At 59.8% G+C, this 14,127-nt stretch carries 15 protein-coding genes; 8 read left to right on the top strand and 7 right to left on the bottom strand.

The genetic code is table 11. The annotated features are described in order from the left end of the window. Positions 1-3: 3 nt before the first annotated feature. The 4 genes from queA to coaD form a co-directional block, all read right to left on the bottom strand. Positions 4-1,086 (bottom strand): tRNA preQ1(34) S-adenosylmethionine ribosyltransferase-isomerase QueA, encoded by a 1,083-nt coding sequence (gene queA, locus PMI03_RS18145; RefSeq protein WP_007696029.1) that lies wholly within the window; start codon positions 1,084-1,086, stop codon positions 4-6. A 74-nt stretch (positions 1,087-1,160) separates the two neighbouring features. Beyond that, positions 1,161-1,661, bottom strand: coding sequence for a peptidylprolyl isomerase (locus tag PMI03_RS18140; RefSeq protein WP_007696028.1), 501 nt, complete (start codon positions 1,659-1,661; stop codon positions 1,161-1,163). An 82-nt stretch (positions 1,662-1,743) separates the two neighbouring features. Further along, positions 1,744-2,316, bottom strand: a complete 573-nt coding sequence (locus tag PMI03_RS18135) for a peptidylprolyl isomerase (RefSeq protein WP_007696027.1) — start codon at positions 2,314-2,316, stop codon at positions 1,744-1,746. Positions 2,317-2,354: 38 nt separating this feature from the next. Further along, entirely contained in the window at positions 2,355-2,858 is a 504-nt protein-coding gene (gene coaD / locus PMI03_RS18130; RefSeq protein WP_007696025.1) for a pantetheine-phosphate adenylyltransferase, read from the bottom strand. A gap of 201 nt (positions 2,859-3,059) precedes the next feature. Between coaD and PMI03_RS18125 the strand changes: the two genes are divergently transcribed. The 5 genes from PMI03_RS18125 (at position 3,060) to PMI03_RS18115 (ending at position 4,931) form a co-directional block, all read left to right on the top strand. After that, on the top strand, positions 3,060-3,281 hold the full coding sequence (locus PMI03_RS18125) for a hypothetical protein (RefSeq protein WP_007696023.1): 222 nt from the start codon (positions 3,060-3,062) through the stop codon (positions 3,279-3,281). Positions 3,282-3,373: 92 nt separating this feature from the next. Continuing rightward, the gene (locus PMI03_RS31805) at positions 3,374-3,532 is read left to right on the top strand and encodes a hypothetical protein (RefSeq protein ID WP_007696021.1); all 159 of its coding nucleotides are present in this window, start codon (positions 3,374-3,376) and stop codon (positions 3,530-3,532) included. A gap of 41 nt (positions 3,533-3,573) precedes the next feature. Beyond that, the gene (locus tag PMI03_RS31800) at positions 3,574-3,708 is read left to right on the top strand and encodes a hypothetical protein (protein WP_007696019.1); all 135 of its coding nucleotides are present in this window, start codon (positions 3,574-3,576) and stop codon (positions 3,706-3,708) included. Positions 3,709-3,934: 226 nt separating this feature from the next. Next, the gene (locus PMI03_RS18120; protein ID WP_007696017.1) at positions 3,935-4,579 is read left to right on the top strand and encodes a TetR/AcrR family transcriptional regulator; all 645 of its coding nucleotides are present in this window, start codon (positions 3,935-3,937) and stop codon (positions 4,577-4,579) included. After that, positions 4,572-4,931, top strand: a complete 360-nt coding sequence (locus PMI03_RS18115) for a DoxX family protein (protein ID WP_007696014.1) — start codon at positions 4,572-4,574, stop codon at positions 4,929-4,931. The genes PMI03_RS18120 and PMI03_RS18115 overlap by 8 nt, the downstream gene beginning before the upstream one ends. Before the next feature lie 98 nt (positions 4,932-5,029). On the opposite strand, the gene gyrA is transcribed toward PMI03_RS18115, so the two are convergent. Further along, the gene (gene gyrA, locus PMI03_RS18110) at positions 5,030-7,834 is read right to left on the bottom strand and encodes a DNA gyrase subunit A (RefSeq protein ID WP_012651457.1); all 2,805 of its coding nucleotides are present in this window, start codon (positions 7,832-7,834) and stop codon (positions 5,030-5,032) included. A 226-nt stretch (positions 7,835-8,060) separates the two neighbouring features. On the opposite strand from gyrA, the gene PMI03_RS18105 reads away from it, so the two are divergent. After that, the gene (locus tag PMI03_RS18105; RefSeq protein ID WP_007696011.1) at positions 8,061-8,693 is read left to right on the top strand and encodes a MarC family protein; all 633 of its coding nucleotides are present in this window, start codon (positions 8,061-8,063) and stop codon (positions 8,691-8,693) included. A 69-nt stretch (positions 8,694-8,762) separates the two neighbouring features. Here PMI03_RS18105 and PMI03_RS18100 read toward each other — a convergent pair whose 3' ends face one another. After that, positions 8,763-9,311: a single-stranded DNA-binding protein gene (locus PMI03_RS18100; RefSeq protein ID WP_007696010.1), complete on the bottom strand. Its 549-nt coding sequence runs from the start codon at positions 9,309-9,311 to the stop codon at positions 8,763-8,765. Between the two features lie 259 nt (positions 9,312-9,570). Between PMI03_RS18100 and uvrA the strand changes: the two genes are divergently transcribed. Beyond that, positions 9,571-12,492: an excinuclease ABC subunit UvrA gene (gene uvrA / locus PMI03_RS18095; protein WP_007696009.1), complete on the top strand. Its 2,922-nt coding sequence runs from the start codon at positions 9,571-9,573 to the stop codon at positions 12,490-12,492. Between the two features lie 30 nt (positions 12,493-12,522). Further along, positions 12,523-13,329, top strand: a complete 807-nt coding sequence (locus PMI03_RS18090; protein WP_007696008.1) for a DUF72 domain-containing protein — start codon at positions 12,523-12,525, stop codon at positions 13,327-13,329. Positions 13,330-13,335: 6 nt separating this feature from the next. On the opposite strand, the gene PMI03_RS18085 is transcribed toward PMI03_RS18090, so the two are convergent. Next, positions 13,336-14,127 (bottom strand): NAD(P)H-hydrate dehydratase (locus PMI03_RS18085; protein WP_007696007.1); only part of this gene is annotated, 792 nt, incomplete at its 5' end.

Raw genomic sequence — 14,127 nt, 5'->3', positions numbered from 1 at the left:
GTCTTAGTCTTTCCGGTGGAGCAGGCTGCCATCGCCATAGGAATAGAAGCGATAGCCCGTCTCAATAGCATGGGTATAGGCCGCGCGCATGGTATCGAGGCCGGCAAAGGCCGACACCAGCATGAACAGCGTCGAGCGCGGCAGGTGAAAATTGGTCATCAGCAGATCGACCGCCTTGAAGCGGTAACCGGGTGTAATGAAGATGCCGGTTGCGCCGGACCAGGGCTTGATCGTGCCGTCCTCGGCAGCCGCACTTTCGAGCAGCCGCAGCGACGTGGTGCCGACGCAGACGATGCGCCCGCCCCTCGCCTTCACGGCGTTCAGCTTTTCCGCTGTCGCTGCATCGACATGGCCGATCTCGAAATGCATCTTGTGGTCTTCGGTATCGTCAGCCTTGACCGGCAGGAAGGTGCCGGCGCCGACATGCAGCGTCACGAAATGCCGCTCGACGCCCATGGCGTCCAGCGTTGCAAACAGTGACGGGGTGAAATGCAGGCCGGCGGTGGGCGCTGCGACGGCGCCCTCCTCGCGGGCATAGATGGTCTGGTAATCGGCGCGGTCGCGCTCGTCTTCCGGACGCTTGGCGGCGATATAGGGCGGCAGTGGAATATGGCCGACAGCGGCAATCGCCTCGTCCAGCGCTGGACCGGAAAGATCGAAGCGCAGCGTGATCTCGCCACCCTCGCCCTTCTCCTCGACCACAGCATCAAGCACGCCGAGAGCGCAGACATTTTCGCCATGGCCGAACTGGATGCGGTCGCCGATCTTGATGCGCTTGCCCGGCTTCGCGAACGCCTTCCAGCGATCGGGTGCGGCGCGCATATGCAGCGTCGCCGAAACCTGCTGGCCGGGCGCACCCTCGCGGTGACGGATGCCTTCCAGCTGGGCCGGGATGACCTTGGTGTCGTTGAAGACGATAGCGTCGCCGGGGCGAAGGTAGGACGAGAGATCGCGGATTTGGCGGTCGCTCAAAACCATCTCCGCATTCGGATCGACCACGAGCAAGCGCGCGCTATCGCGCGGCTCGGCGGGCCTAAGCGCGATACGCTCGTCCGGCAGATCGAAATCGAAAAGGTCAACACGCATTCAGGCAATCCGGGCAAAGCGAAACCCGCCCCCGCGCCAAAGGCGCAAGAGGCGGGTTTCAGGAATAATCACAATCAGACGTCGGCGGCAATCCGCGCGGAGACGATCGAGTCCGGATCCTTCACCGGCTCGCCGCGCTTGATCTTGTCGACATTGTCCATGCCGCTGATCACCTGGCCCCAGACCGAATACTGCTTGTTCAGCCAGGATGCGTCAGCGAAGCAGATGAAGAACTGCGAGTTGGCCGAGTTCGGGTTCTGCGAACGCGCCATCGAGCAAGTGCCGCGAATGTGCGACGTGGCGGAAAATTCAGCCTTCAGGTCCGGCTTGGACGAGCCGCCCGTACCGGCGCGGGCCGTGTTGCCGCCTACCTTGCCATGCTCCACATCGCCGGTCTGTGCCATGAAGCCGTCGATGACGCGATGGAAAACAACGCCGTCATAGGCCTTCTCGCGAGCGAGTTCCTTGATGCGGGCGACATGCTCGGGCGCTACCTGCGGCAGGAGCTGAATGACAACTTCGCCCTTGGTGGTTTCCAGGATGAGGGTGTTTTCGGGATCCTTGATCTCAGCCATTTTCGTTTCCTCGTTCTATGTTTGATTGCGCATGATCTTATCCAAAAACCGCTTCACATTTTTTGGGATCATGCCTTTGGATTTACTTCTTGCTGACGGTGACCTTCAGCATCTTGTCCGGGTTGCTCACTTCGCCATTCTGGCCTTCGCCGCGCTTGATCTTGTCGACGAGTTCCATGCCGGAGACGACCTTGCCGACGACCGTATACTGGCCGTTCAGAAAATCGCCGTCAGCGAACATGATGAAGAACTGCGAGTTGGCGGAATTCGGATCCTGGGCACGCGCCATGCCGATAACGCCGCGCGTGAACGGAACCTTGGAGAATTCGGCCGGAAGGTTCGGAAGATCGGAACCGCCGGTGCCGGCCTTGGCGGCGTTATAGCCCTTCGTCGTGTTGCCGTACTGGACATCGCCGGTCTGGGCCATGAAACCATCGATGACGCGGTGGAAGACAACATTGTCATACGCACCCTTCTTCGCCAACGCTTCGATCTGCGCGACATGCTTCGGCGCAACTTCGGGCATCAACTCGATAACAACAGGGCCGTCCTTCAGCTGGATCGTCAGAAGATCGGTGGCCGCGGCCGAGATGGCGCTGCCTGCGAAGGCGGCGAGGCCGAGAAAGCCTGCCAATGCGATATGAAGAAGTTTCATGGGTGCTCCGTTCGGAAAAATGGATTTCGGCCTGACTTTTATTTGGCCGGATCTTTTAACTTGCCAGTCAGGGCTTCAAGAACCGCTGGCGGGACGAAGGCGCTGACATTGCCGCCCATGGAGGCGATCTGCCGCACCAATGTGGCGGTTATGGGCCGGGACGCCGTGCCGGCGGGCAGAAACAGGGTCTGAATATCGGGCGCCATCTGGCGGTTCATACCGGCCATCTGCATTTCATAATCGAGATCGGTGCCATCGCGCAGGCCACGCACCAGGAGGCTCGCGCCATGCTTGCGGGCCGCGTCGACCACCAGATTGTCGAAGGAGACTACGGATATGTCGGCAGCCTTCTTCGGCAGCGCATCAGCAAGCGACCGGTTGATCAGCTCCGCCCGCTCCTCGAAGGAAAAAAGCGGTTTCTTGCCAGGATGAATCCCGATCGCGACAATGACCTTGGAGGCGACATTCAGCGCCTGCACGAGGACGTCCAGATGTCCATTGGTCATGGGATCGAAGGATCCGGGATAAAAGGCTGTCGTCATACCGAGCCGGCTCGTTGTTTCGACGCCTTTTGTCACGGATAGCCCCTTCTCGCAAGTCATTTACAACCCGGCAATGGCCTCTGAACGACAGATGAATGCGGCGTTCAAGCCCGTTTCAGATCGACAATGCTTTACTCACCCCAACATCGAAACGGGCCGGTTCAACCGGTTCATCCATCTCCGGCTCAGGAATATCAGGCCATGCTGGTCCTCATCGTCGCAGTCGCCATTGTCGCCTCCATCCTCATTGAGCACGTTGTTCACCTGTTCGCGAACAATTACGAAATCGAATGGGCTGCTCATACCGACAGTGATGACACCACTTCTGCTCAAGAAATCATCAGCGCCATGCGCAAAACGCATCGCGAATCTGAACGCCAGATGAACAAGGCATTCAAGGTTGCTTCAGATGGGCGTTGGTAAATAGAGCCCAACATATGGCGGAACCATTCACGAGCCGCTGCGTTAAAGTACGAACCTTAAATTTGCACGTTGCTGTAAGAAGGAAAAAGAGTATGCCCGACAAGATCACCCTTATTAACGTTGTTTGGATGACGATGATTTCCGGAATGCTTGCAGCAACGATCGCTCTTTACGATCAAAAGCCTGACCAGTCGAAGATCTATGGTCCCTTTGCTTCGGCTCGTTCCTTTACGGCTTCCAGCCAATACTAAAGGGATCTGAACGCTAGTTCCGCGAGAGGAAGGGAGCGATCATGTTCACGATATTAACGGTGCTTACGCTTTTCATCAGCATCATGTTCGTTGTGTCTGTTGCATCCACCATATCGGCGCTCCATCGCGAAAGCGAAGAGAGCAAGAAGCTGAACAAGCGTCACGGAACACTCTGACCCTTCGGGCTCCTGACAATCTCCCCCACCCGCGTGCGGCCCTCCAGGCGCCCGGGACCAGTCAAACCGGACGCTCCCCAGCGTCCGGTTTTTTCTATGCAGTGGCTGCACAGCGGAAATCCTGAAATCGACAAAAGGTCGCACGCCTCCGACACATCCTGGCAAATCTTGTGTCGCCAAATGGTATGGTATAGTACCATACCATTATTCATCGAAAGAGGCTTATATGGAGACCCATAGGACAGAGCGCGGGGCAGACCGAGTTAAGCAACTCGTGGAAAGTGCAGCGGAATTGTTCCTTGAGCAGGGATATGATGCCGTTTCCATCGACATGGTGATATCCCGCTCCGGTGGTTCACGACGCAATGTCTACGATCATTTCGGCGGCAAGGAAGGGCTTTTCATCGAAGCGGTCACACGGCTTTGCGCCGACATTTCCGCTCCGCTCGAACTGCTTGAAATCCCCAAAACCGGAGAGTTCGACACGGCACTCACATCCTTCGCCTGCAGTGTTCTTGGCATCGTGCTTCAACCACAAGCGCTCGCATTGCATCGCCTGATGGCATCCAAAGGCCATCAATTCCCAAGGCTCGCCCAGGCAATCTGGTTCGGAGGCCCGGAGAATGCCACGCGCATTCTGGCAAGCTGGATCGAACCCAAGCAAACGGATGGCCAGTTTCGGGCAGACATCTCTGCGTTTGATTTGGCCGAGCAGTTCCTGAGCATGCTGGTGATGGCGCCACAATTGCGCGGCCTCGTGGGGATTGATCGCAAACCGCCAGATAAGGCAGCAATCGAGCGCTTGAGCGAAGCGGCCGTTAAAACATTTCTACAGGGTGCCATAACAAGCGAGGCTAAAGACCGTGGGTAAATTCAAATGGAGCCTGATACTTCCGTGGATCGTGGGAATTTTCTTCGTGGCGGGAGGATTGGGCAATATCTTTGCATCCAATACCATTCTCGATGATTACCAGCGCTGGGGCTATCCCGGATGGTTTCATTACGTGACTGGCATAGTCGAGCTGGCTGCCGCCGCCCTCATCCTTTTGCGCCCCACTCGCCTTCTCGGCCTAGCGCTCGCCGCCACCATCATGCTCTCAGCGATTGCGACCGTGCTGGGACACGGTGAATATTCACATGCCATTGCTCCCGCGACCGTATTAGGCTTGGTGCTGCTGACAGGCTGGACCACCTGGCGGACAGGTCTTGCCGCCTCTCGATAGGGCGTGTTGCATTCCAAGATCTATACCGATGCTTTCGAACGGACAAAAACGGCCGCCCAAAGGCGGCCGTTTTCCATTAAACTCATTAAAATCGAGAGCTATTCCTCGCTGGTACCTTCGGCCTCGCCTGCAGGCACCTCGGCCTCTCCATTCGGCACACCATCCTCAGCATCTGCCTCGACGGCGTCATCATCACCTTCCGGCTCGCTGATGCGCTCGACCGAAACGACCTTCTCGTCCTTGGCGGTCGAGAAGATGGTGACGCCCTTGGTGGCGCGGCTGGCGATACGAATGCCGCCGACCGGAACACGGATCAGCTGACCGCCATCCGAGACCAGCATGATCTGGTTGCTGTCCTCAACCGGGAAGGCGGCGACCAGTTCGCCGATTTCGGCAGTCTTCGACGTGTCGGTGGCGCGGATACCCTTGCCGCCACGGCCGGAGATACGGAAATCGTAGGAAGACGAACGCTTGCCAAAGCCCTTTTCCGAAACCGTCAGCACGAATTGCTCCAGTGCCTTCAGTTCTTCATAGCGCTCGTCGCTCAGCTGTCCCTCTTCGGTGACTTCCTCGCCGACCAGCGCAATTTCCTCTTCCTCGCCCGTGGTCGAGCGACGCTCGCTGGTCGAGCGCTTGAGATAGGCAGCGCGCTCCCAGGGCTCGGCATCCACATGGTTGACGATGGTCATCGAAATGATGCTGTCGCCCGACGCCAGCGAAATACCGCGAACGCCGATGGAATTGCGGCCGGCGAAGACGCGCACGTCCGAGACCTGGAAGCGGATGCACTGTCCGAGCGCCGTCGTCAGCAGCACATCGTCATGCTCGGTGCAGGTCTCGACGGAGAGGATTTCGTCGCCCTCTTCCTCGAGCTTCATGGCGATCTTGCCGTTGCGGTTCACCTGTACGAAGTCCGACAGCTTGTTGCGGCGCACGGTGCCGCGCGTCGTCGAGAACATGACGTCGAGATTGTCCCAGCTCGTCTCGTCCTCGGGCAGCGGCATGATCGTGGTGATGCGTTCGCCGGGCTCAAGCGGCAGCATATTGATCAAGGCCTTGCCACGCGATGTCGGCGTGCCGATCGGCAGGCGCCAGACCTTCTCCTTATAGACGATGCCGCGCGACGAGAAGAACAGTACCGGCGTATGCGTATTGAGAACGAATAGCCGGGTAACGAAATCTTCGTCGCGCGTCGTCATTCCGGAGCGACCCTTGCCGCCGCGGCGCTGGGCGCGGTAGGTGGTGAGCGGCACGCGCTTGATGTAGCCGAGATGCGAAACGGTGACGACCATGTCCTCGCGGGCAATCAGATCCTCATCGTCCATCTCGAGACCGCCATCGACGATCTCGGTGCGGCGCGGCGTTCCGAACTCGTCGCGAACGGCAATAAGCTCTTCTTTTACAATGGTTTGGATGCGGACACGCGACGAGAGGATATCGAGATAATCCTTGATCTCAGCGCCGATCTTGTTGAGCTCGTCGCCGATTTCGTCACGGCCGAGTGCCGTCAGGCGAGCAAGACGCAGCTCGAGAATGGCGCGCGCCTGCTCCTCCGAAAGATTGTAGGTGCCGTCTTCGTTGATGCGGTGACGCGGATCGTCGATTAGCCGGATAAGGGATTCGACATCTTCCGCGGGCCAGCGGCGAGTCATCAACTCCTCACGCGCCGACTGCGGATCGGGAGCGCGGCGGATAACGCGGATGACTTCGTCGATATTGGCGACGGCGATGGCGAGACCGACCAAGACGTGGGCGCGTTCGCGCGCCTTGCGCAGCAGGTACTTGGTGCGGCGGCTGACGACATCTTCGCGGAAGGACACGAAGGCGCGCAGCATGTCGAGCAGGGTCAACTGTTCGGGCTTGCCGCCATTCAGAGCCACCACGTTGGCGCCGAAAGACGTCTGCAGCGGCGTATAGCGGTAAAGCTGGTTCAGGATGACGTCGGCATTAGCGTCGCGCTTCAGCTCGACAACGACGCGGTAGCCCTGGCGGTCGGATTCGTCGCGCAGATCGGAGATGCCTTCGATGCGCTTTTCGCGCACCAGTTCGGCCATCTTCTCGATCATCGTTGCCTTGTTCACCTGATAGGGAATTTCAGTGATGATGATCTGCTCGCGGTCGCCGCGCATCGGCTCGATCGCAGCGACGCCGCGCATGACGATGGAGCCGCGCCCGGTCTCATAGGCCGAGCGGATACCGGCGCGGCCGAGGATCTTGGCGCCTGTCGGGAAGTCCGGACCCGGAATGATCTGCATGATCTCCGGCAGTTCGATCGCCGGATTGTCGATCAACGCGATACAGCCATCGATCACTTCGGACAGGTTATGCGGCGGAATATTGGTCGCCATGCCCACAGCGATACCGCCGGAACCGTTGACGAGCAGGTTGGGGAACTTTGCCGGTACGACAACGGGCTCGCTCAGCGTGCCGTCATAGTTGTCGCGGAAATCGACGGTTTCCTTGTCGAGATCGTCGAGCAGCGAATGCGCCACCTTCTGCAGGCGGCATTCCGTGTAACGTTCGGCCGCCGGCGGATCGCCATCGACGGAACCGAAATTGCCCTGCCCGTCAATCAACGGCAGGCGAAGAGACCAGGGCTGCGCCATGCGGGCGAGCGCATCGTAAATCGCCAGGTTACCGTGCGGATGGTATTTACCCATCACGTCACCGGTTACGCGGGCGCACTTCACATATTTCTTGTTCCAGTCGATCCCGAGTTCCGACATACCATAGAGGATGCGTCGATGAACGGGCTTGAGACCATCGCGAACATCGGGAAGCGCGCGGCTGACGATCACGCTCATCGCGTAATCGAGGTACGACCGCTGCATTTCCTCCATGATGGAAATTGGCTCGATGCCTGGCGGGAGCTTCCCGCCGCCGGGTGGTGTTTGCTCAGTCAAAACAGATCACGATCTCTTTTAGAATCACTGCGAAATTTATAGCCGAAAGGCCCTGCGAGCGCCAATTTTGGCGGGTGCTTTTGAACAGGCTTTTGCCCTCTTAACCCGCTAAATCGAACATTTCCGTGGCAGCACGTCCCGGATTGGCCGCATTGCGCTTTGCGAAAGCCCATTCCTCGCATATCAATGGATCAACAACCATAGAAAACAAATGGCTGGGGAACATATGGCGAGCGCGGACACGCTAATCAATGCCTTCACGACGCTGCTTGTCACGGTCGATCCGCCAGGTCTCGCTCCGCTTTTCATCGGCCTCACGGCGGGCATGAACCGGGCCGAACGCAAGCAGGTGGCCTTGCGCGGATCCCTGATCGCCTTCTTCATCCTGGCTGCCTTCGCTTTGTTCGGCGCCAGCGTGCTCGGCATCCTCGGCATCTCTATCGGCGCCTTCCGCATTGCCGGCGGCCTGCTGCTCTTCTGGATCGCCTTCGAGATGGTATTCGAGAAGCGGCAGGACCGGAAGGAGAAGACGACCGAGGTCGCGATCACCAAGGATCACATCCACAATATCGCGGTCTTCCCCCTCGCCTTGCCATTGATCGCCGGCCCCGGGGCCATTTCGGCAACCATTCTGCTTGCCGGTTCGCTGCAGACCACGTTTGATCGGGCACAGCTGATCGGCGTCATCGCCGTCAATCTCGGGCTCGTCTTCGCGGCGCTCGCAATCTCCGACAGGCTCGACCGCATGCTGGGGGCAACCGGCCGCGCCATCCTGACCCGCCTGCTCGGCGTCATCCTCGCCGCACTTGCCGCCCAGTTCGTCGTGGACGGCGTTCAGTCCGCCCTCACGCTTACATAGAAAAAGCCCACCGGGAAAGGCGGGCCGTTCAGTACAATTCGATATAAGCTGTCGATCAGAGCCGCTCGATCAAAACGGGATATCGTCGTCCAGGTCGCGCGAGAAGTTGCTGCCGCCACCGCTGCTTGCGGGAGCGCCACGGCTTGCACCAGCGCTGCGGCCTCCGCCGGATGACGGTGCGGGCTGGCCATAGTCGTCACCGCCGTAATCACCGCCACCAAAATCACCACCGCCGCCGCCACGATTACCGCCGCCACCGCCTTCACCGCGACCGTCCAGCATGGTCAGCGTCGAATTGAAGCCCTGCAGCACGATTTCGGTCGAATACTTGTCCTGGCCGTTCTGATCCTGCCACTTGCGGGTCTGAAGCGCGCCTTCGATATAAACCTTGGCGCCCTTCTTCAGATATTGTTCGGCAACCTTGCAGAGACCTTCGTTGAAGATCACCACGCGGTGCCACTCGGTCTTTTCCTTGCGCTCGCCGGAATTGCGATCACGCCAGGTTTCCGATGTCGCGATGTTGAGATTGGCGATCGGACGGCCATCCTGCGTACGGCGAATTTCAGGATCCGCCCCGAGATTTCCAACCAGAATTACCTTGTTCACACTACCGGCCATGACACCACCCTACTTGCCGCCCATCGACGGCTCTGAAATTTTATCCGCGCACCTTAGACCATTGCCGCCATCAGGTGCTATTTAAGCAACCATCCAAGGGAGCTTCATCCACAAGGAATTTTGTTCTTTCTTTGTTCTATTTTATCCCTATGATCCTGTCAACCGAATCGAAAACCTGGCGCTGCCCTTCATTTCAGCCTCGACTCACGGCCCGGCATCACTAAATAAAGGCAGACATCAAGGGACCAAGCGGACGACGATGAGTGAACTGAAGACTATATCCATACGTGGCGCACGCGAGCACAATCTCAAGGGCATCGATCTCGACCTTCCGCGCAACAAGCTGATCGTCATGACCGGCCTTTCGGGCTCGGGCAAGTCCTCGCTCGCCTTCGACACGATCTATGCCGAGGGGCAGCGTCGCTATGTCGAGAGCCTGTCGGCCTATGCGCGGCAATTTCTGGAGATGATGCAGAAGCCTGACGTCGACCAGATCGATGGCCTGTCGCCGGCGATTTCGATCGAGCAGAAGACCACGTCGCGCAATCCGCGCTCGACGGTCGGCACCGTCACCGAAATCTACGACTATATGCGCCTGCTGTTTGCCCGCGTCGGCGTGCCTTATTCGCCGGCCACCGGCCTGCCGATCGAGAGCCAGACGGTCAGCCAGATGGTCGACCGCGTGCTCGCCTACGAGGAAGGCACCCGGCTTTATATCCTGGCGCCGCTCGTGCGCGGCCGGAAGGGCGAATATAAGAAGGAACTGGCGGAGCTCATGAAAAAGGGCTTCCAGCGCGTCAAGGTCGACGGGCAGTTCTACGAGATCGCCGATGCACCGACGCTGGACAAGAAGTACAAGCACGATATCGACGTCGTGGTCGACCGTATCGTCGTCCGACCCGACGTCTCGGCCCGCCTGGCGGACAGCTTCGAAACATCGCTGCGGCTCGCCGATGGCCTTGCCATTGCGGAATTTGCCGATAAGCCGCTGCCGCCGGAGGAGACTTCTGCCGGTGGGTCGGCCAACAAGTCGCTGAACGAAACGCATGAACGCGTGCTGTTTTCGGAAAAATTCGCCTGCCCGGTCTCCGGTTTCACCATTTCGGAAATCGAGCCGCGCCTGTTCTCGTTCAATAATCCCTTCGGCGCCTGTCCGTCCTGCGATGGCCTCGGCTCGCTGAAGAAGATCGATCCCGCGTTGATCGTACCCGAACCAGAACGGACACTACGCGACGGCGCGATCTCTCCCTGGGCCAAATCGACCTCGCCCTATTACAATCAGACGCTGGAAGCGCTCGGCAAGCATTACGGCTTCAAGCTCGGCAGCCGCTGGAGCGACCTGCCGGATACGGCGAAAGACGTGATCCTCAACGGTACCGAGGATAAGATCGAGTTCCATTACGCCGACGGCGCCCGTTCCTATACGACGCACAAGAATTTCGAAGGCATCGTGCCGAACCTCGAGCGGCGCTGGAAGGAAACGGATTCCGCCTGGGCGCGTGAGGAGATCGAGCGCTTCATGTCGGCCGCCCCCTGCCCGGCCTGCAACGGCTATCGCCTGAAGCCGGAAGCGCTGGCGGTCAAGATCAACAAGCTGCACATCAGCCAGGTCGCGGAAATGTCGATCCGGATTGCCCGCGACTGGTTCGAGCTGCTGCCGGAGACCTTCACCGACAAGCAGAACGAGATTGCCGTCCGCATTCTCAAGGAGATCCGCGATCGCCTGCGCTTCCTCAACGACGTCGGCCTCGAATATCTGAGCCTGTCGCGCAATTCCGGCACGCTGTCCGGCGGCGAAAGCCAGCGTATTCGCCTGGCCTCGCAGATCGGCTCGGGCCTCACCGGCGTGCTCTATGTCCTCGACGAACCCTCGATCGGCCTGCATCAGCGCGACAATGCCCGTCTGCTGGAAACGCTGAAGCACCTGCGCGACATCGGCAATACGGTGATCGTCGTCGAACATGACGAGGATGCAATCATGACGGCGGATGACGTGGTCGATATCGGCCCCGCCGCCGGCATACATGGCGGCCAGGTGGTGGCGCATGGCACGCCGCAGGAGATCATGGCAAACCCGAAGTCGCTGACCGGGAAATATCTCTCCGGCGAACTCGGCGTGCCGGTTCCCGACGAGCGCCGCAAGGTCAAGAAGGGTAAGGAGATCAAGGTCGTCGGCGCCAGGGGTAACAACCTCAAGGACGTCACTGCTGCGATCCCGCTCGGCGTCTTTACCGCCGTCACCGGCGTTTCCGGCGGCGGCAAGTCCACCTTCCTGATCGAGACGCTCTATAAGTCGGCCGCACGCCGCGTCATGGGCGCGCGCGAAATCCCGGCCGAACATGACCGGATCGATGGCTTCGAGCATATCGACAAGGTGATCGACATCGACCAGTCGCCGATCGGCCGCACGCCGCGCTCGAACCCGGCGACCTATACCGGCGCCTTCACGCCGATCCGCGACTGGTTCGCCGGCCTGCCGGAAGCGAAGGCGCGGGGCTACCAGCCAGGTCGCTTCTCGTTCAACGTCAAAGGTGGCCGCTGCGAGGCCTGCCAGGGTGACGGCGTCATCAAGATCGAGATGCACTTCCTGCCCGACGTCTACGTCACCTGCGACGTCTGCCACGGCAAGCGCTACAACAGGGAGACGCTGGATGTCACTTTCAAGACCAAGTCGATCGCCGATGTGCTCGACATGACCGTTGAGGAAGGCGTCGATTTCTTCGCGGCTGTTCCCGCCGTGCGCGACAAGCTGCAATCGCTGAAGGATGTCGGCCTCGGCTATATCAAGGTCGGCCAGCAGGCCAATACGCTTTCGGGTGGCGAGGCGCAGCGCGTCAAGCTAGCCAAGGAACTGTCGAAGCGATCGACGGGCCGCACGCTTTATATTCTCGACGAACCGACCACCGGTCTGCATTTCCATGACGTCGCCAAGCTTCTGGAAATGCTGCACGAACTGGTCAACCAAGGCAATTCAGTCGTCGTCATCGAGCACAATCTCGAAGTCATCAAGACGGCCGACTGGATCCTCGACTTCGGTCCTGAAGGTGGTGACGGCGGCGGCGAGATCGTTGCAACGGGCACGCCGGAGATGATCGTCAAGGAGAAGCGGTCCTATACGGGACAGTTTCTCAAGGAATTGCTGGAGCGGCGGCCGATAAAAAAAGTCGTAGCGGCGGAGTGATCTAGCCGCGCCCAATCAATGGAGGAGAGAATGACCAAAACCGGCACGATCCGAACCGGCATTGGCGGCTGGACGTTTGAGCCGTGGCGGGGGACATTCTATCCCGACACGCTCAAGCAGAAGGACGAGCTCAATTTCGCCAGTCGCCAGCTGAAGGTGATCGAGGTCAACGGCACCTATTACAGCACACAAAAGCCGGAGGTTTTTGCCAAGTGGGCGGCCGACGTGCCGGATGGTTTCATCTTCTCGCTGAAAGCGACGCGTTTCGTCACCAATCGGCGCGTGCTTGCCGAGGCGGGTGAGTCGATGCAGCGCTTTCTCACATCCGGCATCAGTGAGCTGGGTGACCATCTCGGGCCGCTGCTCTGGCAGTTTGCGCCAACGAAGAAGTTCGACCCGGATGATTTCGAGGCGTTCCTGAAGCTGCTGCCGGGCAAGCAAGACGGTCTGGCGCTCCAGCATGTCGTCGAGGTCCGGCATGACTCGTTCAAGGTGCCGGAATTCGTCGCCCTGCTTGCAAAATACAATATCGCGCCGGTTTGCGCCGAGCATTTCGAATATCCGATGATCGCCGATGTGACCGCCGATTTCGTCTATGCCCGCCTGCAGAAGGGCTCCGACGACATCAAGACCTGCTATCCGCCGAAGGACTTGAAGGCCTGGGCGAAGCGGCTGGAGACCTGGGCAGAGGGCAAAATCCCCGATGATCTGCCGTTGATCGACGGGGACCGCAAGGTCAAGGTCGAGCCGCGCGACGTCTTCGCCTTCATGATCCATGAGGGCAAGGTCAATGCGCCTCATGGCGCGATCGCGCTGCAGGAAGAAGTGGCGAAATAACGCCCCTCAAACGGGCGTGACGTGCGCAACGAGATCTTCCGCCGTCAGTCCTTTTCCGGCGCGCTGCCCAGCGACGCCATGCAGCCAGACACCGGCGGCGGCGGCCTCGAAGGCTGGCGCACCCTGTGCCATCAGTCCACCGATGATGCCGGCGAGCACGTCGCCGGAGCCGGCGGTGGCAAGCCATGGCGGGGCGTTGGCGTTGATCAGCGCCCGGCCGTCGGGTGCAGCGATGACACTATCGGCACCCTTGTAGATAATGGCGGCATGAGCCCGCGTCGCCGCCGCCCTGGCCTTCTCCACTTTGCTCAGCGCACCGTCGGCGGCGATATCGGGAAAGAGGCGGGCGAATTCGCCCTCATGCGGCGTAAGGACCAGCCGCGTCGGGCCATCCGCGAAGGCATCAAACATGAGTTGCGGGTCGTCGCGAAACGAGGTGATGCCGTCGGCGTCCAGCACCAGATGACGATCGTTCAGGGCCAGGGCAAATTGGCGGGCCTTCTCGCCGGCGCCGAAGCCAGGGCCGAGAACGAAGGTCGAAAGGCGCTTGTCGGAGAGCCACTCGCGCAAGGAGACCTCGTCCTCGACCGCGCGCAGCATGATCGCCGTCAGGAACCCGGCATTGACCGCCAGCGCCTGTTCCGGGGAAGCAATGGTGACAAGCCCTGCCCCTGCCTTCAACCCAGCCATGGCCGACATGCGCGCCGCCCCCGTAGCTGTCGCGCCGCCGGAAAAGACGACGAGGTGGCCGCGCTTGTATTTGTGGGTGTCGGTGGCAGCCGCTGGCAGGTTTGCCTG

It is taken from the genome of Rhizobium sp. AP16 (assembly GCF_000281735.1).
GTDB classification, from domain to species: domain Bacteria; phylum Pseudomonadota; class Alphaproteobacteria; order Rhizobiales; family Rhizobiaceae; genus Rhizobium; species Rhizobium rhizogenes.
Note: the sequence above shows the minus strand (reverse complement) of the source record. Positions and strands in the feature narration are given on the sequence as shown.

What these genes read in the sequence shown, in the direction of transcription:
- PMI03_RS18090 (WP_007696008.1), top strand. Translation starts at nt 12,523, where the DNA reads ATGACCAAAACCGGCACGATCCGAACCGGCATTGGCGGCTGGACGTTT.
- PMI03_RS31805 (WP_007696021.1), top strand. Translation starts at nt 3,374, where the DNA reads ATGCCCGACAAGATCACCCTTATTAACGTTGTTTGGATGACGATGATT.
- PMI03_RS18135 (WP_007696027.1), bottom strand. Translation starts at nt 2,316, where the DNA reads ATGAAACTTCTTCATATCGCATTGGCAGGCTTTCTCGGCCTCGCCGCC.
- uvrA (WP_007696009.1), top strand. Translation starts at nt 9,571, where the DNA reads ATGAGTGAACTGAAGACTATATCCATACGTGGCGCACGCGAGCACAAT.
- PMI03_RS18125 (WP_007696023.1), top strand. Translation starts at nt 3,060, where the DNA reads ATGCTGGTCCTCATCGTCGCAGTCGCCATTGTCGCCTCCATCCTCATT.
- PMI03_RS31800 (WP_007696019.1), top strand. Translation starts at nt 3,574, where the DNA reads ATGTTCACGATATTAACGGTGCTTACGCTTTTCATCAGCATCATGTTC.
- PMI03_RS18140 (WP_007696028.1), bottom strand. Translation starts at nt 1,661, where the DNA reads ATGGCTGAGATCAAGGATCCCGAAAACACCCTCATCCTGGAAACCACC.
- PMI03_RS18100 (WP_007696010.1), bottom strand. Translation starts at nt 9,311, where the DNA reads ATGGCCGGTAGTGTGAACAAGGTAATTCTGGTTGGAAATCTCGGGGCG.
- coaD (WP_007696025.1), bottom strand. Translation starts at nt 2,858, where the DNA reads ATGACGACAGCCTTTTATCCCGGATCCTTCGATCCCATGACCAATGGA.
- PMI03_RS18120 (WP_007696017.1), top strand. Translation starts at nt 3,935, where the DNA reads ATGGAGACCCATAGGACAGAGCGCGGGGCAGACCGAGTTAAGCAACTC.
- PMI03_RS18105 (WP_007696011.1), top strand. Translation starts at nt 8,061, where the DNA reads ATGGCGAGCGCGGACACGCTAATCAATGCCTTCACGACGCTGCTTGTC.
- queA (WP_007696029.1), bottom strand. Translation starts at nt 1,086, where the DNA reads ATGCGTGTTGACCTTTTCGATTTCGATCTGCCGGACGAGCGTATCGCG.